Source organism: Thermogemmatispora tikiterensis (genome assembly GCF_003268475.1).
Classification (GTDB): domain Bacteria; phylum Chloroflexota; class Ktedonobacteria; order Ktedonobacterales; family Ktedonobacteraceae; genus Thermogemmatispora; species Thermogemmatispora tikiterensis.
The window spans coordinates 2,954,281-2,977,924 of the sequence record NZ_MCIF01000002.1; the positions used below are offsets into that span (position 1 = coordinate 2,954,281).

General features: G+C 58.5%; 14 protein-coding genes. 2 read left to right on the top strand and 12 right to left on the bottom strand.

Annotated elements, in window-relative coordinates; all coding sequences use genetic code 11:
- Nucleotides 1-13: 13 nt before the first annotated feature.
- From A4R35_RS11905 to A4R35_RS11950, 10 genes are all read right to left on the bottom strand, one after another.
- The gene (locus A4R35_RS11905) at nucleotides 14-859 is read right to left on the bottom strand and encodes an ABC transporter ATP-binding protein (RefSeq protein ID WP_189361708.1); all 846 of its coding nucleotides are present in this window, start codon (nucleotides 857-859) and stop codon (nucleotides 14-16) included.
- Between the two features lie 410 nt (nucleotides 860-1,269).
- Nucleotides 1,270-1,665 carry a hypothetical protein gene (locus tag A4R35_RS11910; RefSeq protein ID WP_069806111.1) on the bottom strand — a complete coding sequence of 132 codons (396 nt, stop codon included), beginning with the start codon at nucleotides 1,663-1,665 and terminating at the stop codon, nucleotides 1,270-1,272.
- 87 nt (nucleotides 1,666-1,752) lie between these two features.
- The gene (locus A4R35_RS11915) at nucleotides 1,753-3,480 is read right to left on the bottom strand and encodes a hypothetical protein (protein WP_112429625.1); all 1,728 of its coding nucleotides are present in this window, start codon (nucleotides 3,478-3,480) and stop codon (nucleotides 1,753-1,755) included.
- Between the two features lie 392 nt (nucleotides 3,481-3,872).
- Nucleotides 3,873-5,876, bottom strand: a complete 2,004-nt coding sequence (locus A4R35_RS11920) for a serine/threonine protein kinase (RefSeq protein WP_262982328.1) — start codon at nucleotides 5,874-5,876, stop codon at nucleotides 3,873-3,875.
- Nucleotides 5,877-5,895: 19 nt separating this feature from the next.
- A complete protein-coding gene (locus A4R35_RS25000) occupies nucleotides 5,896-6,213 on the bottom strand; it encodes a protein kinase domain-containing protein (RefSeq protein ID WP_112429629.1) in 318 nt (105 codons plus the stop codon).
- Nucleotides 6,214-6,650: 437 nt separating this feature from the next.
- Entirely contained in the window at nucleotides 6,651-8,012 is a 1,362-nt protein-coding gene (locus tag A4R35_RS11930; protein WP_112429631.1) for a dihydroorotase, read from the bottom strand.
- Nucleotides 8,013-8,023: 11 nt separating this feature from the next.
- On the bottom strand, nucleotides 8,024-11,212 hold the full coding sequence (gene carB / locus A4R35_RS11935) for a carbamoyl-phosphate synthase (glutamine-hydrolyzing) large subunit (RefSeq protein ID WP_112429633.1): 3,189 nt from the start codon (nucleotides 11,210-11,212) through the stop codon (nucleotides 8,024-8,026).
- 2 nt (nucleotides 11,213-11,214) lie between these two features.
- Nucleotides 11,215-12,351, bottom strand: coding sequence for a glutamine-hydrolyzing carbamoyl-phosphate synthase small subunit (gene carA / locus A4R35_RS11940; protein WP_112434155.1), 1,137 nt, complete (start codon nucleotides 12,349-12,351; stop codon nucleotides 11,215-11,217).
- Between the two features lie 34 nt (nucleotides 12,352-12,385).
- The gene (gene pyrB / locus A4R35_RS11945; RefSeq protein ID WP_112429635.1) at nucleotides 12,386-13,375 is read right to left on the bottom strand and encodes an aspartate carbamoyltransferase; all 990 of its coding nucleotides are present in this window, start codon (nucleotides 13,373-13,375) and stop codon (nucleotides 12,386-12,388) included.
- Between the two features lie 668 nt (nucleotides 13,376-14,043).
- Complete coding sequence (locus tag A4R35_RS11950; RefSeq protein ID WP_112429637.1) at nucleotides 14,044-16,605, bottom strand: DEAD/DEAH box helicase; 2,562 nt, start codon at nucleotides 16,603-16,605, stop codon at nucleotides 14,044-14,046.
- 704 nt (nucleotides 16,606-17,309) lie between these two features.
- On the opposite strand from A4R35_RS11950, the gene A4R35_RS11955 reads away from it, so the two are divergent.
- Together A4R35_RS11955 and A4R35_RS11960 are read left to right on the top strand one after the other, a co-directional pair.
- Entirely contained in the window at nucleotides 17,310-18,677 is a 1,368-nt protein-coding gene (locus A4R35_RS11955) for a glycine--tRNA ligase (protein ID WP_112429639.1), read from the top strand.
- Nucleotides 18,678-19,116: 439 nt separating this feature from the next.
- Nucleotides 19,117-20,142 carry an endonuclease/exonuclease/phosphatase family protein gene (locus tag A4R35_RS11960; RefSeq protein WP_112429641.1) on the top strand — a complete coding sequence of 342 codons (1,026 nt, stop codon included), beginning with the start codon at nucleotides 19,117-19,119 and terminating at the stop codon, nucleotides 20,140-20,142.
- Nucleotides 20,143-20,261: 119 nt separating this feature from the next.
- Here A4R35_RS11960 and dnaJ read toward each other — a convergent pair whose 3' ends face one another.
- Together dnaJ and dnaK are read right to left on the bottom strand one after the other, a co-directional pair.
- Nucleotides 20,262-21,416 carry a molecular chaperone DnaJ gene (gene dnaJ / locus A4R35_RS11965; protein ID WP_112429644.1) on the bottom strand — a complete coding sequence of 385 codons (1,155 nt, stop codon included), beginning with the start codon at nucleotides 21,414-21,416 and terminating at the stop codon, nucleotides 20,262-20,264.
- 26 nt (nucleotides 21,417-21,442) lie between these two features.
- A complete protein-coding gene (dnaK, locus tag A4R35_RS11970; protein ID WP_112429646.1) occupies nucleotides 21,443-23,350 on the bottom strand; it encodes a molecular chaperone DnaK in 1,908 nt (635 codons plus the stop codon).
- Nucleotides 23,351-23,644 lie beyond the last annotated feature (294 nt).

Below are 23,644 nucleotides of genomic sequence, written 5' to 3' on the forward strand. Positions count from 1 at the left end.
ACCAATCTCCTCTTTATTCAAGCCAGCTCAAGTTGTGCTCCTCGTTGCGCACCCCGATCACATTCAAGAAAATGTCTTCCAGAGTGGCGTCACGCGGCATATCACCGGTGCCGCTAGCCCGCGCTCGCAGCTCCTGAAGGGTCCCTTCTGCTACAAGCACCCCCTGGTTGATAATCCCTACGCGCGAGCAGAGACGCTCGACCAGCTCCATAATATGGGAGGAGAAGAAGATCGTTGTCCCGCGCCTCGTCAGGTCTTGCAGGATATCGCGGATCACTCGCGAGCTGACTGGATCGATCCCCTCAAATGGCTCGTCCAGGAAAAGCACCTGCGGATTATGGATCAGGGCCGCCGCCAGGGCAATTTTCTTGCGCATCCCCACCGAATAGTCAATGATGAGCTTATTGGCGTCCTCCTCCAGCGCCAGTAAGCGCAGCAGCTCGGACGAGCGTCGTTCGATCTCGCCTTTCGCTAACTCATACATATGACCGGTGAAGGTCAAGAATTCACGCCCGGTTAAGCGCTCGTAGAGATTGAGCTGCTCTGGTAGCACGCCCATCAGGCGACGGGCTTGCAGCGGCTCTCGCCAGACATCAACGCCAGCCACCCAGACCCGGCCCGCCGTCGGACGTAGCAAACCAACCATCATTTTGATGGTGGTGGATTTACCGGCACCATTGGGACCCAGAAACCCGAAGAATTCGCCGCGCCTCACCACCAGGTTGAGGTGATTGACCGCTACCTTCTGGCCAAAGACACGCACCAGATCACGAGTGACAATTGCGGCTTCCTGTTGCCATTCCTCCACCTCTTGCGTAAATGGATTGGCTACGGCAAACTGCCGAGGATCAGAGTGCATCCGTTTACCTCCCATTATTATAACTAATTGCTATATTGTATAACACGCAAAGGGTCCCTTTGTCAAGGACAGCTACAATTGGAAGACGAACCGAGCTATTTGCTATAGAAAAACGCAGATAGAGCAGCCACATCCAAAGCGATAGAGGAAGCAGGGAGGAGAGAAGAGTGGAGAGATAGAAAAGCAGGCTTGCTGCAGATCGGTCTTAAGTGAGGCTGGGCAGGCAGGCTGATAGTCTGCGGTGCGGGGAAAGACCTCGGCGAGAGGGTAGTAGTTGGTAACAAGGAGCGAGTCTGAGTTACAGGCGATCGGCGAGCAACAGAGCAGCTCGCTCAGAGCCTCAGTGACGGCGGGCGTTCAGACGAGCAAGATTGGCAGAGCAAAAGGTGGCATAGAAGCCACCGCCCTGCTCAGGTCATCCACTCCTCGGGGGTCTTGATCCGCACACCCCCGTCGCTGCGCATCTTCATCAATCGGGCATCTTGCTCCATGCGAGCGCGCAGCTGGGCCATAGATACCCGGTGCCAATAGGCTGCTGGGAAAAGGCCGATTCCCAGGGCCAGAGCTGCAGCGATCTCCGCGCGATTGAAGCTCAGGCCCGGCGGCAGATGAAAGGGGATAGAGGTCAGCACGCCCAGGTGGAAGAGGAGCACTACGCAGAAGACAGCCAGCTCAATCAAACCAGCCCCGATATAGGATAGCACCTCTGTCTTCTTGCGCTTCCTAAAGACAATCACAAGCCCAAGATTGAGCAGGAACAGAAATGCCGTGATAATCAGTGTCAGCCAGACAAAGATCGCTCTCAAAATACTGCCTCCAGCCACAGGCCCACAAGTGGGCAAATTTCGATGAGGAAAAACGACTACCGTTCCCCGTTACTGAAAACGATCAGCTCAAGGAGTTGTCACGAGCAGATTGGAGAAAGCCACCTCCGTTCCCTTCAGGTTCACAAGCAGCCCCAGAGAGCCAGAAGGAATCGAGCCATCTTGAGCTGTTCCCACCTTCTTGCCGTTCACATAGAAAGTAAAGTTCTTGCCACTCGCCACGATTTTGATGGTATTGGCGGCCTTTGAGCCATGCCCCTGGTGGTACTCCTTACCAAAGCCCTTCGACCAGATCTTTGTCCAGCGACTATCTTCGGGGGCAGAGCTATTAAACTTCCAGAACTGATATTCGCCATCGCTGGTGTTGCGCACCTCGAAGGCATAAAACTGAGTTGTTACCTTGCCCCCCTTGGACTGCTGGCTGTAACGGATAATCATGCCAAACTGGTTATTGATCGAGCCATCGTCACCTTTAATCTCCTGCATTGTCAGGGTATAGGCCAGCGAGGTGCTCAGCAACGGCCCAGGAGCGTCGGGCAAGATAGCCACGGCCATATTATTGTCGTCGTTGTTAATGATGTGATAGGCCCCATCCTTGAAGACAAAGAGGCGTGAGCCGGTGGTGACAACGGGCCAGTTGTGGATATTCTCCTCCAGCGGGTCCTCCATGATAACGGTGGGCGTTGGAGTTCCGTTGACCGCCGCGGTCCCCGTTGCCACTGCCGCAGTGACAGATCCCTTCCTCGCCTGTGGGGCCGGGTTGGCATGCAGGCGGGCGAACATCAGCAAGCCGGACCCGGTGAGCACTACGAGTAAGACGCACAACAAGATGAGCAGATTCCGCTTCTCTTTCCAGAGCGACGCTGGCGAGAAGCCCCTCTGGGCCGAGTCACCCTGTGCAGGAGGCGGCTGCATTGGCTCAGTCAAGACAGGCAACATGCTGGTCACGTAGCGTCCCGGCTGGCCAGCAACAGGAATCTGCACCAGGCGCAGCGCTCCGGTCAGAGCAGCCGTATTCTTGCTGCCCCCAGCCTCGATAAAAGGAGAGGGGCCTAGGGCACCAGTTGTTGTTCTGGGAAGGGTGCTTGTAGCGCCAGGAAGTGGGCCAGTGAACGGGGCCAGGACGCGTGTGACATTAGGAGAGAAGCCCGTAAGGGAGGTTGGGGTCGGTGTGGGAAAAGGCAGCTGGATCTCGGTCGCATCCGTAGCAGCCGCCGAGGTTATCTGCGAGACTCCCTGCTGAGCGAGCGGCGCCTGTGAACCCTCGCCAAAGGCGGAAGCATCAGTTATCTGCCGATTCTGGAAGAGAGCGCTTTGATTCAGGGCCATCGTTGACGCCTCAGCGCTCGCATCCGCCATAGTACCTGCGCCAGCGGAGGGTGAAGAGAAGGTAGCAGGAGCAAAGGGAGATGGAGACCCTACATTGGCCGCAGGCATTTGCGTTTGCGACAGTTGCCCTTCGCCCGGGAAAGGCATCTGGGTTACCTGCATCTCACCTGCCGCAGGGCCAGTCAGTATATTAGTCTCGGCCTGGAGGCGAGCAGCGCTCAGCAAACCAAGCTTGCGCACCGGACGAGAGCCGAGTGTCCCCGGGCCAGCGGCAGTCTCTCCTCCCCCGGGCAGAGCGTTACCTGCAGCCGCCTCCTCCCCAAGTCCATGCTGGGGAGCAGCATTCGTGGCGGCATTAGCCGCTGACGAGTCCGCAGCATTCTGCGCGCTTTGGCTTTGCAGCTGCCAGATAGGATCAAAGAGACTCCGTCGCGGGCGTGATTGATCTGGACTCTGAGATGGATGCATCCCCTGCTGTCCTCCCTCTCGTGACAAAGTGCCTGCTAGCTACGTCAACGCCTGGCGGAAGGCGGCCACTGGTTCCAGGGCAAGCCAGCGCCGCCAGCAGATCCAGGCTCAGGGCAGTTTGTAATGAAAGGCAGCGAGTGCCCCCTCGTGTTCTGGCTATTCATCCTGCCGCAAGCCCTCCAGGAACGCCGGAAGCAGCACGGGAGTAAGAAAAGCTAGAGGAAGAAAGAGCAGCTCCACCACCACTATCCCCCCTCCCTACCTACCTGCCACGACCAACAGCTCTGTTCCGCCCCACCAACGGCCTCTCTCCCTCTCTGACAAAGCCAGCTCACAGGGTGCCGTTTCCAGGACCATCCCACGCAGTGCTTCAGCGTCCATCGCATGCTCTGTCAATTGCGCGTAATCAGCAGATCCTTAAAAGCGACCTCCGTCCCGTTCAGATTTACCAGCATGCCCACGGTACCCGAAGGGAGCGAGTTATCCTTGGTTTGGCCCACTATGGTGCCGTTGACAATGAAGGTAAAGCTAGAGCCATTAGCAAAGACCTTCAAGGTATTGACGTTCTTGGGTCCCTGCCCCTGGTGGAACTCGCTGCCAAACTTCTTGCGCCAGATCGGTGTACCCCAGGCGTTATTGGGGCCGCGACTATCGTCATACTTATAGAAGCGGTACTCACCGCCTTTGATATTCTGCACCTCGAAGCTATAGAAGGTTGTCACCGTTTTGCCACCGCGTGTCTGCTGACTGAAACGCAGAATCAGGCCGAAGGAATTGTTAACATTGGTGTCGTCGCCCTTAACCTCCTGCATGGTCAGGCTGTACCCTATCGGGCCCGTAAAAGGCGCCGACTGCAGGACAACGGCGATTCCCTTCTGGCTATGGTTCGTGATGTGATACGCGCCATCCTTAAAGGCGTAGGTATCCGCCGGAGTCGTCGGCCAATCATGCACATTCTGCGACAGCGGATCAGAGAAGAGCACATCGCTGGCGTTGGCCGCGGTTGCCATCGGCGAGGCCGTTGATTGCAGTGCGGGGGTCGCCGTTCCCTGGGGTCCCATCTTCTGGCCGCTATGGACATGGCCCAACAGCAGGAGACCGGAGCCAACCACCAGGATGAGCGCAGCCACAATCAAGGTCACCACCATGCGCGCCCGGCGACGTTCACCCCTGGAGGCGCCTTTCGCCTGCCCCGTACTGGGAGCAGTCAGGGGTAACAGACCGGTGACATAGCGACCTGGCTGGCCAGCCACGGGGACCTTGACCACCTTGACGGGACCAGTCAATTTCACTAGAGGCGAGGTGGCTGTTTGCTGGGCCACCGGAGCGAGCGTCCCCGTCGTTGTCGACAAGGCGGGCGAAAGCTGCTGGACTCCCTGATCACCCGCAGGCGCGGCCACAGAAGGCAGAGGATCGGTGAAATTGGGCTGCTGCTCTTCAGTCGACCAGAGCACAGCAGGCTGTTCATTGGTGACCGGACCGACCTGACCAGTCGCGCTTTCCGGCATCACGCCGGCGCCCACTCGCGGGAACATCCCAGTGCGCGAGAGTAGGCCACCGCGGCGACTGGCGCTGCTGGCTGCTGGGAGCTTTGCCGTAGGCCGAGGAGGCTCAGCTGCGGGCAGCTTCAGCGAAGGAGCAGGGAAGGCTGTCGCTGTCGCTGGCAGATCGCCAGCGGGCGCGCCATGCATGGGAGGGGCCGCCTGGACAGCCTGCGCTTGGGGCACAGAAGCCATATTGACGGCAGGCTGGGGCGCACTGGCCGTTTGCCAGCGCGGGTCAAGCAGGCCACCGGCACTGCCAGGCACGGCGAACTTACCCGAGAGACCAAGCGCCGCAATGGCAGGATTTTGACCTGTATCGACATTGATGCCGGCGGAAGTCAGGGCCAGACGAAAGGCTAGAGCCATTTCCTGACCACTGAAGTAGCGATCTGCCGGATTTTTGGCGAGCGCGCGCAGGATCACCTGCTCCGCAGCCACCGGAAGATCAGGGCGAAAAACACGCGGTGACGTGGGCGGAGTCTGCAGATGCTGGGCGGCAATCTGCATCGGGGCCTCACCCCGGAAGGGCGCCACGCCGGTCACCATCTGATAGAGAATAACCCCGAGCGAGTAGAGATCGGCCCGCCCATCAACTGGCTGCCCCAGCACCTGCTCGGGCGACATATAATCGGGCGTGCCCACCGGCGCCCCAGGCCCCGTCAAACGCACCTGACTCGCCCGCTCCTCAGAGATAATCTTCACCAGACCGAAATCGGTCAGCAGCAAGCGGCCATCGGGCGTCTTCAAGATGTTGGCCGGTTTGACATCGCGGTGAATGACGCCCCGCTCATGGGCAAAATCAAGGGCAGCGGCCAGCTGCTCAAGATAGTTGAGCACCTTGGGCAGGGCCATTGCCCCCTCACGCTCCATCTCATCGCGCAGTGTCCCCCCCGCTGATATAGGGCATGACCAGGTAGGCCAGGCCTTGCTGCTCCCCATACTCGTAGACTGGCATAATATTGGGATGCTCCAGAGAGGCGGCGGCATCCGTCTCGCGCCGGAAGCGCTCCAGAAAGGCTGCCAGCTGATGAGGTGTCAGCGAGGCCATCGGGAAGAGCACCTTCACAGCCACCTGACGGCGCGGTCGCGACTGCTGCGCCAGGAATACCGCGCCCATACCACCCTGCCCGATCAAGCGCTGGAGCGTGCAGGTCCCCAGCTTCATTCCAATCAAAGCTTCAGGATTCATGCAACATCCTCTTTTGTTTCAATCGCCCAGCCGCGATTGTTCTTCGGCAACGACGTGCAACCCAGACTTCAGCGCGCAGGCACGTCGGGGGGGGTACACCACAGTGTATCGTGAAATATTTTTTCGCTTGTACATCTTAGTTAATTTACACAGCTCTGACAATGAATCCGCCTGGCAGGCATGACCAAAGTAATGGTTGTGGGTAATGGCTCTTAGCCAGCTGCGACGAGGATGAAGCCCTCCCTGGCTGCGACTCACCGCATTCTCTTGGGCTGCCTTGCGCTCTCAACGACTTCCCAGAGAGAGGGAAGACTCCCCATCACCACTTCAGGGGTCCTCACCAGCAACGTGCCCTCATAGAAAGAGAGCAGGCCCTCCTCCTTTTGAGGAGAAGGAGAGCCTGCTCAGCGGGTCTGCACTGGCACCTTGCCAGGATCTCAGCAGCGAGCGGTGCGCCTCAGCAGCTGGCCCTGGGGCTCACCAATAATCTGGCCATCGCGGTAAACGAGCTGACCACGCAAAAAGGTCGCTACCGGGCGTCCGATCAGTTCCAGGCCCTCGTAGACCGACCATTGGTTTTTGGTATAGAGGTCTTCCTTCCTCACCTTCCAGGGTTGCTCAGTATCAATCACCACAATATCGGCGTCCTTACCGACGGCCAGGGTCCCTTTCTGCCCAAAGCCAAAGATGCGCGCGATATTACCCGAGGTGACCTGAGCGATACGGATCAGCCCCTCTTCCAGCGTCCCTCTCCCAAAACGCTTGACCCAGTTGCTTACCAGGACAGGGACCGCCTCCTGCAGTCCAGGCATCCCCGAGGCAACCTCCCATACGCTGGCCTTCTGCTTCTCGGCCAGCGTATGAGGTGCATGATCAGTCACCACCGTGTCAATCCTCCCCGCGCGCAGCAGCTGCCAGAGCTGATCTTGCGCCTCCGGAGAGCGCAGGGCTGGCGCAATGTTGATCAGGTTGCCATAGTGGGCATAATCAGCGCTGCTTAAGGCGAGATGGGCTGTCGTGACCTCACCATAGACCTCCACTCCAATGCGGCGACCAAAGTCGACTGCTGCCAGCTCCTCGGGCGTCGAGAGATGCAGCAAGTAGAGCTTCACGCCGAAGTACCTGGCCAGCGAGATCATCTCCAGCACTGAGGTCAGCACCACGGCGAGGTTGCGCACCTCTCCCCAGGCCGCGGGATCATGCCGACCTGCGATGTCACGGTACTGATGCAGAAAGTAATCGATCAGCTCCTGATTTTCGGCATGGACGATGGCCATCAGGCCCCGCTCGCCCAGAATGGCAAAGATGCGAGCCAGGTCGCTCAGGCGCGGAATGGTCGTCGGCGCGCTTTGGTGACCGGCAGCGAAAATCTTGACACCGGTAATCTTCGTGGGATCGACCGCCCTTAGTTCATCAATCTCCTCGCGCGAGACCCCCATATTGATGGCAAAGTCGCAGTAGGAGCGCGCTGTATACCGCTGGATCTGCTCGTCAACCCGGGCCGCGGTCGTCGTCGGCGGCCTGGTGTTGGGCATATCCAGGATCGTGGTATAGCCCCCAGCCAGGCCCGCCCGCGTCCCATGAGCGATATCCTCTTTGTACTCCAGCCCCGGCTCACGCATGTGGCCATGCACTTCGATCAAGCCGGGCAGGAGGTACTTCCCCCGGAAATCAAAGGTCTCTCCAGCTTGGACGGAGAAGCCTTCTTCTATGCGCGCGATTCTCCCATCGACCACGGTGATCGTTCCGTTGATAATACGATCGGGCAGTACGAGCGCGCCCATGAGGGTTGTCGGCATAGCACAGCTCCTCAGTACTCATTCCAGGCCTTAATGGGAATCGTCCGCAGATCCTTGTTGACGATGGCCCGCGCGAACAGACGCACCTGCTTCACCTTGGTCAGCAGAGGAATATTATAATCAACTGCCGCACGACGTATTGTATAATTATCATCAACCTCCTTCATCACATAGTTGTCAACCACATTGATAGCCAGATCAATCTTGCGCTCTCGAAAGTAAGAGAGAACATTAGGCTCTCTTTGCTCGTGAATCTTGAAGAGCATCTCCGCCTCGATGCCATGCTGACGCAGGAAAGCGCAGGTTTTCTCGGTGGCATAGAGCGGCAGACCCAGAGAAGCCAGCAACCTGGCCGTCTCCAGGAACTTCTGCTTCTTCTCTTCGCTGCCGATGCTGATTAAGATGCCCTTCTGAGGAATATGCCCACCGGTAGCAATCACCGCTTTGAGGTAGGCCTCTTCCAGGTCCTCGCCGAAGCAGGCCACCTCACCCGTCGAGGCCATCTCAACGCGCAGCAAGGGATCAGCGCCTGTGAGACGTGAGAAGGAGAACTGTGGGGCCTTCACCGCCGTAAAGGTGAGGGAGGGCATGGTGACGGGCGCGATCTCCTTTTGGAAGAGCGCATCGACAAACAACTCGATCAGATTGATGCCTGTGACCTTCGAGATGAAAGGGAAGGTCCGCGAGGCACGCAGGTTGGCTTCGATCACGTAGACCTGGTTATCCTTGGCCAGGAACTGGACGTTGAATGGTCCAGTGATCTCCAGTGCGCGTGCAATAGCCCGCCCCGCTTCTTCGATGCGCTGCAATGTTTCAGCATTAATAGTCTGGGGAGGCAGCACAATCGTCGCATCGCCGGAGTGCACCCCAGCGTTTTCCACATGCTCCGAGATTACAAAGGCTTTGATCTCGCCTCGTTGGGCGACGGCATCCAGCTCGACCTCCTTGACTTTCTGGAAGAACTTGGTGACGGTTACCGGATGGTCGGGCGAGACAGCAGCCGCATACCTGGTGTAGCGCTCCAGTTGCTCAGGAGTGTAGCAGACATTCATGGCACTGCCAGAGAGCACGTACGAAGGGCGTACCAGGACCGGATAGCCAACGCGCTCGGCGAAGCTGAGGATATCTTCGATGGTCTCGAAGGTATCCCAGGCCGGCTGACGAATGCCCAGCTCATCCAGCAATTGCGAGAATTTCGAGCGATTCTCAGCCTGGTCGATGTGCCCGGCAGAGGTGCCCAGGATGGGAATGCCGTAGTCATGCAGCGCCTTGACCCGGTTATTGGGAGTCTGGCCACCTACTGAGACAATGACCCCATAAGGGTCCTCAAAGTCGCAGATGTCGGCGATGCGCTCAAAGGTTAGCTCTTCAAAGTAGAGACGGTCCGACATGTCGTAATCGGTAGAGACTGTCTCGGGGTTGCAGTTGATGACGATGGAGCGCTTGTCGTACTTCTTGAGGGCCTGTACCGTGTTGACGCTGCTCCAGTCAAATTCTACGGAGGAGCCAATGCGATAGGGGCCGGAGCCAAGCACTACCACGCCTTCCTGGCCCAGCGGCTCGACGTCGTGATGCTGCCCATTATAGGTCATATACAGATAGTTTGTGTCCGACGGGAACTCGCCCGCCAGGGTATCAATCTGAAAAACCGAGGGCAGGACCCCGTAGCGCTGGCGCAGCGCCCGGATCTCCAGCTCCGTCTTGCCAGTTAGTTCGCCAATGCGCTTATCAGACAGGCCAGCCTGCTTCAAGAGAAGCAGACGAGCCGCGGTCAGCTCGTGATCGCGCTCCAGTTCCTCCTCCAGCTTTACAATGTGTTGAATGCGGTACAGGAACCAGGGATCGATGCCCGTAATATCGCTGATCTTCTCGATCGAGAAGCCGTTGCGCATCGCCACTGGCAGAGCGAAAATGCGCTTGGGAGTGGGCGTATAGAGATACTTATCGATAATCGCGGCCTCGCTCTCCTCCCCCAGAAAGACCCGCTTTGAGGTCGCCCCCTCAAGCCCGAGGTCCAGCATGCGGATGGCCTTCTGATAGGCCTCCTCAAAGGTGCGCCCAATCCCCATCACTTCGCCAACGGACTTCATGCTGGTACCGATGGTCTGGTCGGCACCCTTAAACTTATCGAGGTCCCAACGAGGGATCTTGACCACCACATAGTCCAGGCTCGGCTCAAAGCAGGCTTGCGTCACACCTGTAACCTTATTGGTCAGCTCGGGGAGCGCATAGCCCAGAGCCAGCTTGGCAGCGACGTAGGCCAGCGGATAGCCGGTTGCTTTGCTGGCCAGAGCCGAGCTGCGCGAGAGGCGCGCGTTGACCTCAATGACGTAGTACTCGGACGTGCGCGGATTGAGGGCAAACTGGACATTGCATTCCCCAACGATGCCCAGGCTCCTGACAATGGCAATTGCCGCCGAACGCAGGGTATGGTACTCGCTATTCGTGAGCGTCTGGCTGGGGGCGAGCACTACCGACTCGCCAGTGTGGATGCCCAGCGGGTCCATGTTCTCCATGTTGCAGACCGTGATGCAATTATCATAGGCATCACGGACAACTTCATACTCGACCTCTTTATAGTGGTGCAGATATTGCTCGACCAGTACCTGCGGAGAGAAGGCCAGGGCACTGGTCACGATGCGCCGCAACTCTTCCATATTGTGAGCAATCCCTGACCCCTGGCCACCCAGAGCGAAGCCAGCCCGCAGCATGACCGGGAAGCCAATGGTTTGAGCAATTTCCTGCGCCTCTTCCAGTGATTCTGCACTTTTACTAATCGGCGTCGGGATATTGATCTTATGCAGGTGTTCGGCAAATTCCTGGCGATCTTCTGTCAGAATAATGGCCGTGACGGGCGTGCCCAGAATCTCGACCTGATACTTCTCCAAAACACCGCTCTTGAAGAGTTCGACACCGCAGTTGAGCGCCGTCTGTCCTCCGAAAGAGAGGAGGATACCGTCGGGGCGCTCCTTCTCGATGATGCGCTCTACAAAGAAGGGTGTGACTGGCAGAAAGTAGATCTGGTCGGCCAGCTCTTTGGAGGTCTGAATGGTCGCAATGTTGGGATTGACCAGAATCGTTGAGATCCCCTCTTCTCGCAGCGCTTTGAGGGCCTGGGAGCCGGAGTAGTCGAACTCTCCGGCCTGCCCAATTTTGAGTGCCCCGGCGCCCAGGACCAGCACCTTGCGCAATTTTTTCATTGTCAGCCGCGAGCCTCCTTTTCGATGCGAACGCGAGCAAGGAAGTGATCAAAGATCCAATCGGTATCCATTGGACCGGGCCTTGCCTCTGGATGGAACTGCACAGAGAAGAAGGGAAGCTCGTGATGGATCATACCCTCGTTGGTACCATCGTTCCCATTAATAAACCAGGGAGCAAATCCTGGTGGCAAGGTTCCAACCGCAAAACCGTGATTCTGAGTTGTGATAAAGCAGCGCTTGCTATCATTCAGCAGACATGGCTGATTCTGGCTCCGATGCCCGAACTTCATCTTATAGGTATCGCCGCCGGCGGCCAGGGCCAGGAGCTGATGGCCCAGGCAAATGCCCAACATCGGGATCGCTCGCTCCAGGGCGATCTGAATAGTCTGGATCGTCTTTTGAACCGTTTTCGGATCGCCAGGCCCATTGGAGATCACGATGCCGTCGAACTCAAAGGTACTGGCCTGGTCAAAGAGGTTATAGTCCCAGGGGACGCGGACGAGGCGCACATTGCGTCTCAGCAGCGAGCGCACAATATTGTGCTTGGTGCCACAATCGATCAAGGCAATAGTTAGATCGCCCTCGCCCAGACGCTCAACCTGCCGGCATGAGACGCCCGCTACCAGATTGTCAAGGTTCGGATCATAGAAAGGCAGATCCTCATCGTCGAGAACGATCTTGCCCAGCATCGTCCCATGCGTACGGATATGCCGCGTCAGGAGACGGGTATCTTTGATTTCCAGAGCCGGCACCTGCTGCTGCTGTAGCCAGGAGCGCAGGCTCATGATGCTCTGGGCGTGAGAGGGTGTGTCTATATAGTCGGATACGATCAGTCCGGCGATATGAATGCGCTCACCTTCCCAGTACTCCGACTGCGGCACCCCGTAGTTGCCAATCAGGGGATAGGTCATGGCCAGAATCTGGCCCCCGTAGGAGGCATCGGTCATCGCCTCTGGATAGCCAACCATCCCCGTGCAAAACACGACTTCACCGGCAATGGAAGCCTCATAGCCAAAGGACGTGCCTTCAAAGATCGTGCCATCCTCCAGCACCAGCTTCCCGCGGCGGGCACCGGTATCAAGTGCAAAACGAGAGAGATCGGCAAGGTTCTCCGCAACCAGAAATGTTCGATCTACCATGTTCTGCTGCATCCAGGAAGTCCTTTCAACGACACTACGCTTTCCCCAGAATCAACGCCAGCAAGGCCATGCGGGTGTACAAACCGTTTCTGATCTGGGAACGCAGATAGACCGCGCGCTCATCGCTATCGACGGCAGGATCGATCGTCCCAACACGCGGCAAGGGGTCCATCAGAATCATCTCGCGATTGGCACGCTCAGCCAGTAACGCCGGTGTCACCTGGAACGAAGCAGCAGCCAGTTGTTGATAGTCATCGAGAGATGAGAGACGTTCTTTCTGAATACGCGTCCAATACCAGAAATGACAGTCAGTAGGAATTTCTCGCTCACTGTGGATCTCTACGATTTCGATGCCACGAGCCCTCAGCGCGAGCAGATCTTCGCGCGCAAGACGCAGCGCTTCGGGTGACAGGAGATAGACAGTATTGCCCTCAAAGAGGGCCAGGCCACGGATGAGCGAGTGCAGGGTACGGCTGTTGAGCGGATCACCGGCCAGCAGGCCCTTCAGATGATCAAGACGCCCAAATTGCTCATAGATCGTAAAGAGGTCGAGGAGCGTCTGGGTGGGGTGCTCATTGTTGCCATCGCCAGCATTAATCACTGGCACATTGGCCACCTCCGCCGCCCGTTGGGCCGCGCCCGGCAGCGGATGGCGCAGGACAATCGCCTGCGTATAGGCCCCGAAGACGCTAATCGTGTCCTCAAACGACTCCCCTTTCCAGACTGAGCTGACAACCTCGGGATTCTGGATATCCAGCGTCTGCCCGCCAAGCCGCTTGACCGCAGCCGCAAAAGAGCCGAAGGTCCGGCTGGAGGGTTCATAGAACAACAGGGCTACGAGTTGACCAGCAAGCAGTTGAGAAGGCTGACTCGCAAGAACCAACTCTTTCATCTCGCGCGCTAACGCGAAGACTCTATAGAGATCGGCAGCTGAAAATTGATCAAGAGAAAGAATATCTTTCCCCTTGAAATCTCCGCTGATCAGCTCAAGTGAGCCAGGCGGATGCGTAATTACCTGATTCATGCTGTCCTCCAGCTAGCCTTTCAGCACAACCTGTTGACTGGTCATACGCTTGTCAGTGCTCCATTCCTTTCAGCTGGGAACGATGAAACGGAGCGAGCGAGAGCTTCCTCCTTGTTTGCTCACGAGATGAGGTCTGCCCCGGCTGAGGCTATAAAAAAATTCCCCACCCCTGTTTCCAGGGGTGAGGAAAAAATCTTCTTCCTCGGGCAAGACACCGGGTCCACCCCACCTGTAGAATGAACAGTCTACCCTCCATAAGGGGAGAGTAATTAATGACTGCCAGTCGATCAAAGACATGATGGAGCCAGACCCTTTGTCCACAAACTTGCCGAGCAAACCCATTTCAAATCGTCATATATTTATACACTTTACTTTGCTAAAAGTCAATAGCCAACAGGTACCTACGAGAAAGAATAGGAGGGCGCGCCCGACCGCCGTAGCGACTACACGGGCCCGAGCTGTCCTCAGAAGAGAACCGGTGTATCGCCCCGGACAGAGCTGCGGAGACGCCTGCCGCGTGGCTCATTCTGGCTATCCATTGTGCCTGCCACTCACCCCCCACCTGCCTGCCCTGCACAGTGACAGGATGGGACAGCTGCAGCCTGCGGCCAGAGCGTTCGTAACGGGCCCGCTCGGCTGCGTCTCTCCCCTGTTGACTCTTGTCTTGCCTAGGCCTCTTCGATCAGATCCTGAAGAGCCTCGTGAGGATCACTATCCTCTTCGGCATCCAGCGGCAGCTCTTCTCCATTGATGCGTGCTACCATCGAGGGTACCGTGCGACTTTGCAGGATGATGCCCCGCATCAGCAAGGCACTGGCCTGGGCAAACAAGGGACGTAGGCGCGAGAGGCGCTCGTGTTGCTCTTGCTGCTCGGCGAGTTGACGCCGCACCTGCTTGAGAGTATTGCGGCTGAGACCAGCGCCGTCGTTCGGCCAGCTCAGCACTGCGGACCAGAGGTCGCGTGCATCCAGCAGCTGGCCAATCGCTCCCTGCACCTGCTGCAGCAGGTCGATGGTCTGATTGAGTAACATCAGAATATCGCCCTCGGCCAGATCGATGCGCCGCAAGAGTCCGTTGAGAGACATTCCGCGTGCCCAGGAGAGGGCCACGCCGTGAAACTCGGGAACGATGCGCGGCGTCAGGGAGAGCCCGGCTGTCTCCTCCATCTCACAGACTTGCTTCTCGACCTGCTTGAGTTCGCGCCGCACCTCCTTCAGCCGCGAGTTGAGTACATGACGATTGTAGAGGCGCCGGTCGTTGTCAAAGGTGAACCAGCTACAGACCTCCGCCAGTTCGGCGGGCGTCAGTTCATCCAGGATGCCATCCATGATCAGCTCGACAATGAGGATGCCCGCCGGATGGAAGATACTGCGCAGCAGGCGCCCGCGCAGGGTCAGCCGGTCGTCGGGCCCAATATAACCCAAGGAGCGCAGGACAAAGACCGTGCCCTCCAGCTCTTCCTTCCCCTCACGACTCAGCTGGAGCTGGCCACGCCGCCGCTGACTGCGCTCCAGGGCACGTGCTGTCTCTTCTGCAGCCTTGAGCTTTTTGGGGCTGACTTTGCGCCCCTTACGGAGCTGGCGCTCTACTTGCTGAACGAAGCGTAGCCTCTGCTCCTCCCAGGCCCGATAGCGCTGATACTCGCGCAGGCTAGAGGCGCAGATGCGCCGCAGGTGCCCGATATCCCCCTCGCGCCAGAGGTTGAGAATCGAATTGTAACGAATCACGAAAGAGCTGTAGACCGGATGAAGCTCATCCGTGATACGGGCAAAGGCCTCCTCAAACGGCTCCCAGGGAGAGTACGGGATGACCGCTGCTCCGCGCACATCCATACCACGTCTACCAGCTCGCCCGGTCAGCTGGCGGTACTCGTTCGGGGTCAGAAGGCGCATCTCTACGCCGTCGAACTTGCTCAGGCTTCCCACTACCACGGAGCGAGCAGGCATATTGATACCCAGAGCCAGAGTATCGGTGGCAAAGACCGCCCGCAGATGGCCCTGAGCAAAGAGGGTCTCCACCAGCACCTTCAGGCCCGGCAGGAGACCGGCATGGTGAAAAGCTAAACCGCGGGGCAAGAGGTTGACAAGCGCATGCACCTGCTGCAAATTACGGTCCTCGGGCGGCAGCTGCTCTAGCCAGACGCTAATCTCCTCATGGATGCGTTCCTGCTCCTGTGGCGTGGTGAAGAGATGGCGCGCCGCGCTCATTGCTGCCTCCTCAACGGCTCGCCGCCCCGGGAGAAAGTAGAGACACGGCAGGAGATCAGCATCGCGGAGGGCTGTTAAAACTTCGCCAGGCTCGGGCGCCCGTCGGAACGGCGGACGTGCCCGCTTGTGCTTAGAGCGAGCTTTTTCCTGAGGATGGTCATAGACCGCAGCTTCCGTCGCTGTGGCCACGGAGGTAGCCTCTTGCCCCTCGCCGGCAGCTGTCCCGGAAGCTGCTCTCTCCTCTTGCTCCTCCTCCTCAGCTCCCTCCCAATCCCGCATGAAAGTATAGCGCCGCGCCAGACGCGCCTCCCCTCCAATCTTGGGGAAGCGCTCTACACGCCGTCCCGCAGCGTCCTGGACAAGATGCAACTTGCCATCGAGAAAGTAGTAATGCTCCAGAGGCACAGCTCGCTCTTCGTGCATAACCAGGGCCACAGGGCGGTGTACGCGACTGATCCAATCGGCCAGTTCCTGGGCATTGCTGACCGTCGCCGAGAGACCGACAAGCTGTACATGAGAAGGTGAGCAGATGATGGCCTCCTCCCAGACGGGGCCACGCTCAGGATCGCTGAGATAATGCAGCTCATCAAAGACAACATAGGCCACATCAGTCAGCGAGGAAGGGCCGTCCTCAGCCCCCTCTTCCAGGAGCATGTTGCGATAGACTTCGGTCGTCATAATAACAATCGCCGCCCGACTCCGCTCCACAATGTCCCCAGTGACAAGACCGACCGCCTCCGGCCCATAGGTGGTTCGTAAATCACGGAACTTCTGATTAGAGAGCGCCTTCAAGGGGGTGGTGTAGATGACGCGCGCACCTCGCTGCCAGGCTTTCCAGATGGCATACTCGGCCACCAGCGTTTTCCCTGTCCCCGTCGGAGCCGCCACCAGCACCGATCGTCCCTGGGCGAGGTGTACTATGGCTTCTTTCTGAAAGGTGTCAAGAGGAAATGGATACCGACTTGCAAATGCCTCTATCTCTTCTTGAATCTCAGGATCAACCTCCACGTTTCTCTTGCCCATTTCAACCTTTCTCTAACGCGCTACCAGAAAACAGACTACGGTGCTGCTCAACATGAAGGACTTTCTTCTGCCCAGGAGACTCTGCACAGCCATTTTGTTTCATGGTTTCATTGTAGCACGAAAGAAGGAAGGGGGCAAGCAGGGCCAGTTATCGGAGGCAAGGAAAATCGGCCCCGAGCAGCCAGAGCCGGAGGGGTGAATGCCAGCCAGCCTGCCAGCCTGCCAGTCGGTCAGCACCGGGTAGGAAGGGGCCTTGGCAGGTAGCGTCTGGTCCGTTCGGTTCTGCCCTCTTGCACCGTCAGACGCACCCTGCTATACTACAGACACACAGAAGCTCTGATTGATAGCAGAGCAATTCAATTAAGCGACTGGACAGGTAGACCAACTGAACAACGAGACCGGCGATGATGAAGAGGAGTAACCGGTCGAGGGTAACAGCGAGCCGGCGGTTGGTGGAAGGCCGGCAATCCAGAACCGGTGAAGGGCGCTTCGGAGCCGGTATGTCAACAATGAGTGGCTTCGCACTGCGATCCTTCCTTGCCTTCTGATGGCAGGTAGGGACGAAGAGCGCGAAGAAGCAGGGTGGAACCGCGCATATCGCCTGAGAGAGGTCAGCCCCGGGCGGCTTACATTGGCGATATTCGTCCCTGGCGTTTGTGAACGCCTGGGGCGATTTTTATTGCAGAGAAGGAGACCACTCGCCTATGACTCAGCTTGAACAGCAACAGACTAGCGACACAGCCTTTGTCCCTCTTGACAAGATTGTCTCGCTCTGTAAGCGGCGCGGCTTCGTGTACCCTAACTCGGAAATCTATGGTGGCATCTCAGGCGTCTACGACTTCGGTCCTCTGGGCGTCGAATTGCGCAATAACATCCGCCGCTACTGGTGGTGGTCGATGGTTCAGACGCAGGATAATGTCGTGGGGATCGAGGGTGCTATTCTCACCCATCCTCGCGTCTGGGAGGCCAGCGGCCATGTCGAGAACTTTGTCGATCGCCTGGTCGAGTGCAAGACCTGTAAGAAGCGCTTCCGCGTCGATCACCTCCCACCCGAGAACCTGGAGCAGCGCAAGTGCCCCAACGATGGCGGCGAGCTGATGGAGCCACGGACCTTTAACCTGTTGATGGAAACCTACCTCGGCGTGGTCGAAGACGACCGCGTGAAGACCTACCTGCGTGGCGAGGCTTGCCAGAATATCTATCTGGACTTCATGAACGTCGTCAAGTCTTCACGCATGAAGATCCCCTTTGGGATCTGCCAGATCGGCAAGGCTTTCCGCAACGAGGTAACTCCCGGTAACTTTCTCTTCCGCCAGCGCGAGTTTGAGCAATGGGATCTGCAGTTCTTCGTCCATCCGAGCGAGATGCAGCAGTGGTTCGACTATTGGAAACAGCGCCGCTTCGAGTGGTACCGCGGCTTGATCAACCACAAGGATCGTCTACGCCTGCGCGAACATGGCCCCGATGAGCTGGCCCACTATGCCCGCCAGGCTTTCGACATCGAGTATCAGACGATCCTCGGCTGGCAGGAGTGGGAGGGCATCCACTGGCGTCAGGATTGGGATCTCTCACGCCACAGCCAGTATAGCGGCGAGGATCTGAGCTACGTCGACGAGGTGACCAAGGAGCGCTACATCCCCTGGATCGTGGAGACCTCCGGTGGCGTCGATCGCACCTTCCTCTATCTGCTGCTGGATGCCTATGAGGAACAACCTGATCCCCAGGGCAAGAGCGGCGAAACGCGCACCGTGCTTCATCTGCACCCGATGCTCGCTCCGGTGAAGGTAGCCGTCTTCCCACTGAAGCGCAACAACGAGGAGCTGGTGAAGCTGGCCCGTGGGATCTATGAGCGCCTGCGCCGGCTGATGGTGGCTCAATATGACGATACGGGCAGCATCGGGCGCCTCTATCGACGCCAGGATGAGATTGGTACGCCTTACTGCGTCACCGTCGATTTCCAGTCCCTGGAAGATAAGACGGTAACGGTGCGCGACCGCGATACGATGACTCAGGTGCGTGTGGCCATCGAGGAGCTGCCAGCCTACTTGCTGGAGCGCGTAACCTGGCACTGAAAAGCACCCCCTACCAGCCAGGCACTCGCTACAAGGGGAGCCAGCCGCCAGCCCACCGTTGCGGCTGTGTGCTCCCCTTTGGCGTTTTACATCCTCTCTTCTTTGCTGCATCGGCGGTGTGGTGCTCTCCGTAAGTCGATGAACACCGTCTCTCCTCCCTTGCGATCGTCTCCTTGCTATCCGTTGCCGCAAGTCCCTTCGCTCGCCGCTCAGAAGAGGGAAGCATACAGGAGACAGTTAGCCGCAGAGCGTGCTTTTCCTCCCAGTCAAACCGTTTTAAATTGCGAGTGATCGTGCGGCTGAGAGCAGAGCATGATCACCCTCTGTGCGCTCCGCTGCCGTTCGCCGGCGGGGAGCACAGGACGGCGACGGGCGAACAACCATTTCATGATTGCTTTACAGGTTCCGCAAAGCGCAAAAAGCACTGAAACTGACGAAGATGACACGCGTACTCTCATATAATATTCTGGCCGGTGGTATGACTCCCTGTCCTGGAGAGGATCGGCGCACAGAGCCACTGGCACGCCTGATCAGCGCCGTTCAGCCTGATATTGTTGGGCTGCCCGAGGGGCTGAATCCACGCAGGGAGGCAGAGAAAGCTGTCGTTGAGGAACTGGCAGAGCGTCTGCAGATGACCTTGATTCGGGGAGACCATCCAACAGCGGGCGATGAGTTTCAGGTGGCCTGCCTCACCAGGCTACCAGTCCTTGCCAGCCGGGTTCATGTACGGCCAGGAGTGCTGACTCGTCCAGTGCTAGAGGTGCATGTGCGCGAGGAGGATGGGAACGAGCTGACCGTCTTTGTAGCCCACCTGATTGCCAGCTTTCACAAAGGGCGGGCCGCAGAGCACCTGCGGCAGCGTGAGGTTGAGGCTATCCTGGATATCATGGCCGCCGCACATGGTCAGCCTCACCTGCTCATGGGAGACTTCAATGCACTGGCGCCTGGTGAGGCGCTGCGCGCCAGTGCGCTCCTGCGCTATGTGCTTTACCTGGATCAGACTCTGCCCAGCGGAGAGAGCCATGAGCGCGATGGCCATCCCCACCTTGCCTATGTGCTGCCCGATCGCCTGCGTCCGCTGCAACCTCTCCTCGCGCATCTCTCGCGCAATCGGCCAGCACGCTGGTTCATCGATGCCCTGGCCGGTCTTTATGTGCCCCGCAAGAGCATCTCTTTGCTACGGCGTGCAGGCTACCTCGACTGTTTCCGCCACCTGCACCCTCATGAGCCGGGCTTCACCTGTCCAGCGCTCATGCCCGCAGGCAGGATCGACTTCATCTTTGCCAGCCCCGAGCTAGCGCCGCGGCTACGCGCCTGCCAGGTCGTGGAGGAAGGCAATGGCGTCAAAGGGCCCCAGGCCAGTGATCACTTGCCCGTGCTGGCCGAGTTTGCTCCCTGCGCCACACCGGCCCCGACGAGAGAGATCAGCACACCCCAGGCTTTCGCCGCACTCTCTTCGCTGTAAACCGGGCCAGGCTGGCCTCAGAGGCGCATTGGAAGGGAGGGCAGAGAGGAGGATCTACCCCACCCTCTCCTCCCTGGCCTGCCGACGATGACCTTCGAGTGCAAGCGCAGCCTCGAGGATCACTGAAAGACGTCCTTCGTCTTCTCGAAGAGATTGCGAAAGATGTTCTTATCGTTCTGCTCGCTCTGCTCACGCTCCAGGCGAGCGAACTCTTCGAGGAGGCGACGCATCTCGGGCGTCAGGTTTGTAGGAGTAACGACCTTCACGATCACATGCTGATCGCCACGCGCACTACTGTGAACCACGGGGACGCCCAGGCCCTTCAGGCGGAAAGAGCGACCGCTCTGCGTGCCAGGCGGGATCTTGAGCGTTGCCGTCTTGCCGTCGATCGTTGGCACCTCGACCTCGTCTCCGAGAGCCGCCTGCGTAAAGCTGATCGGCAGCTCGTAGATAATATCGTTGCCCTGGCGCTTAAAGAAAGGATGAGGCTTAACGGTCAGAATCACATAGAGGTTGCCAGGCGTACCGCCACGAGCGCTGACCTCACCCTCACCAGTCACGCGCACATTGATCCCATCGTCCACGCCGGCAGGGATATTGACCACCACGCGGCGATTATTGCGCACGCGCCCCTGGCCACGACACTTCTCGCAAGGCGTAGTAATCACCCGCCCCTCGCCACGGCAACGCTCACAGACAGTCACATTGACAAACTGGCCAAAGATCGATTGCTGCACGCGTCGAATCTCGCCAGTACCGCCGCAGGAGGAGCAGCGAGCTGTCGAAGTGCCTGGCTGAGCGCCGCTCCCGTGGCAATGAGGGCAGGTCTCCCAGCGAGGCAGCTCGATCTCCTTCTGACAACCGAAAACGGCCTCTTCGAAGGTAATCGTCAGCTCATAGCGAATATCAGCGCCCCGCTGCGGTCCCGTTCGGCGCTGCGAACCTGCCGTTCCAGCGAAGAAGGTCTCGAAGATGTCGTTGAGCGTCGTAAATGAGCCGAAGTCGCTGAAACCGCCGAACCCGCCAAAACCAGCTCCGCTGCCATTGCCGACCCCGGCATGGCCATAGCGATCGTAGGCCGCGCGTTTCTGCGGATCGCTCAGGACCTCGTACGCCTCATTGATCTCAATGAAGCGTGCTTCAGCGCCTGGCTCCTTGTTGGCGTCCGGGTGATACTGCTTGGCAAGGCGGCGGAACGCTTTCTTAATTTCCTCCTCGCTTGCGTGGCGCGATACACCCAGAACTTCGTAGTAATCTCGTTTACCAGCAGGCATCGACAGGTCCTTTTAACGTCAGAGAACTACATTTCCTTGTACTCGCCCTCGATGGTATCGTCCTGCGTTGTTCCCTGCGACTGGCCATTCCCATCGCTTGTGGTAGTAGAGGAAGCGCCATCGGTGCTCTCCGCCTGACGATAGAGGGCTTCACTGACACGATAGAAGCTCTGCTCGAGCGCCTCGCGCGCAGCCTTGACGCGCGCGATATCATCACCCTCCAAAGCAGCGCGTACCTCAGCGATTTTCGTCTCCAGCTCGCTGCGCTGTTCAGGAGAGAGCTTCTCGCCCAGGTCGGCCAGGCTCTTCTCAGCGCGATAGGCGGCGCTATCGGCCTGGTTACGCTCTTCGACCTCCTCCTTGCGCCGGCGATCCTCCGCCGCGTGCTCCTCAGCCTCGCGAATCATACGCTCGATCTGCTCCTGAGAGAGGCCACTGGAGGGCATAATCGTAATCTTCTGCTGGCGCCCGGTGCCTTTATCGCGAGCCGAGACATTGACAATACCGTTGGCATCGATATCGAAAGTCACCTCGATCTGTGGCACGCCACGAGGAGCAGGCGGAATCCCATCGAGGATGAAGCTCCCCAGCGAGCGGTTATCCTTGGCAAACTCACGCTCGCCCTGCAGCACATTAATTTCGACGCTCGGCTGATTGTCGCTGGCGGTAGAGAAGATCTGGCTCTTGCGCGTTGGAATAGTCGTATTGCGCTCGATCAAGCGGGTAAAGATGCCGCCCATCGTCTCGATACCCAGCGAGAGCGGTGTAACATCGAGCAGCAACACGTCCTTAATATCGCCGGTCAAAACGGCGGCCTGGATGGCGGCTCCCACAGCCACCACCTCATCGGGATTGACCCCACGATGCGGTTCGCGATCAAAGATCCGGCGCACCAGGGCTTGAACTGCCGGCATACGCGTCTGGCCACCGACCAGGACCACTTCCTGGATATCGCTGGGGCGCACGCCGGCATCGGCCAGAGCCTGCATCACCGGCCCGCGCGAGCGCTCAATCAGGTCCTCCACCAGCTGCTCCAACTTGGCGCGTGTCAAGGTCACCATCAGATGCTTGGGGCCACTGGCATCGGCAGTAATGAAGGGCAGATTGATCTCCGTCTGCAGCGAGCTGGACAGCTCCTTCTTGGCGCGCTCGGCAGCCTCCTTCAAGCGCTGCAGGGCCATACGGTCCTGGCGCAGATCGATGCCATGCTCCTTCTGGAACTCCTCGGCCATCCAGTTGATGATGCGCTGATCGAAGTCATCGCCTCCCAGATGGGTATCGCCATTGGTGCTTTTGACCTCGAAGACACCATCGCCAAGCTCCAGCAGGGAGATATCGAAGGTCCCCCCGCCCAGATCGTAGACGGCGATACGCTCATCCTTCTTCTTATCCAGGCCGTAGGCCAGCGAGGCCGCCGTCGGCTCATTGATAATGCGCAGAACCTCCAGGCCGGCGATGCGTCCCGCGTCGCGCGTCGCCTGACGCTGGGCATCGTTGAAGTAGGCTGGCACTGTGATGACCGCCTGTGTCACGCGCTCACCGAGATAGGCTTCCGCATCGGTCTTGAGCTTCTGGAGGATCATGGCTGAGATCTCCGGCGGGCTGTACTGCCGCCCCTGGACCTCAACCCAGGCGTCGCCGTTGCTGGCACGGATCACCTTATAGGGAACGAGGCTGCGATCACGCACAACCTCGGGATCATCGTATTTGCGCCCCATGAAGCGCTTGATGGAATAAATGGTATTCTCAGGGTTCGTAATGGCCTGCCGTTTCGCCATCTCGCCGACAAGCCGCTCGCCGTTCTTCGTCACCGCAAAGACAGACGGCGTCGTGCGCGAGCCCTCGGCGTTGGGGATCACCACCGGCTCGCCGCCTTCCATAACAGCAACACAAGAGTTCGTCGTCCCAAGATCAATGCCAATAACTCGTGGCACAGTTGCCTCCTACAATCTCGCAAGATTTTCTGCGCTGGCCGGGGGAGAGAACAGCAGGATGATCACAAGGAGCCGCCTGTCCGTTCTAGCTCTATCACTCGGTCTACTTGCCTACACCGACAGCCTGATGTTGGCCCAGCTCCTACCCGCCAGGGCTGGGGCCGCGAACGAGCACAGGCAGTGAAAGGGAATCAGTGAAGATGACTGCTGGCAACCCTCTTCCCCCACCCTGTTAGCCCATCCCCATCAACCAACTACCTGACCATCCCCTAACCCATCCCCACCGCTTCAGCA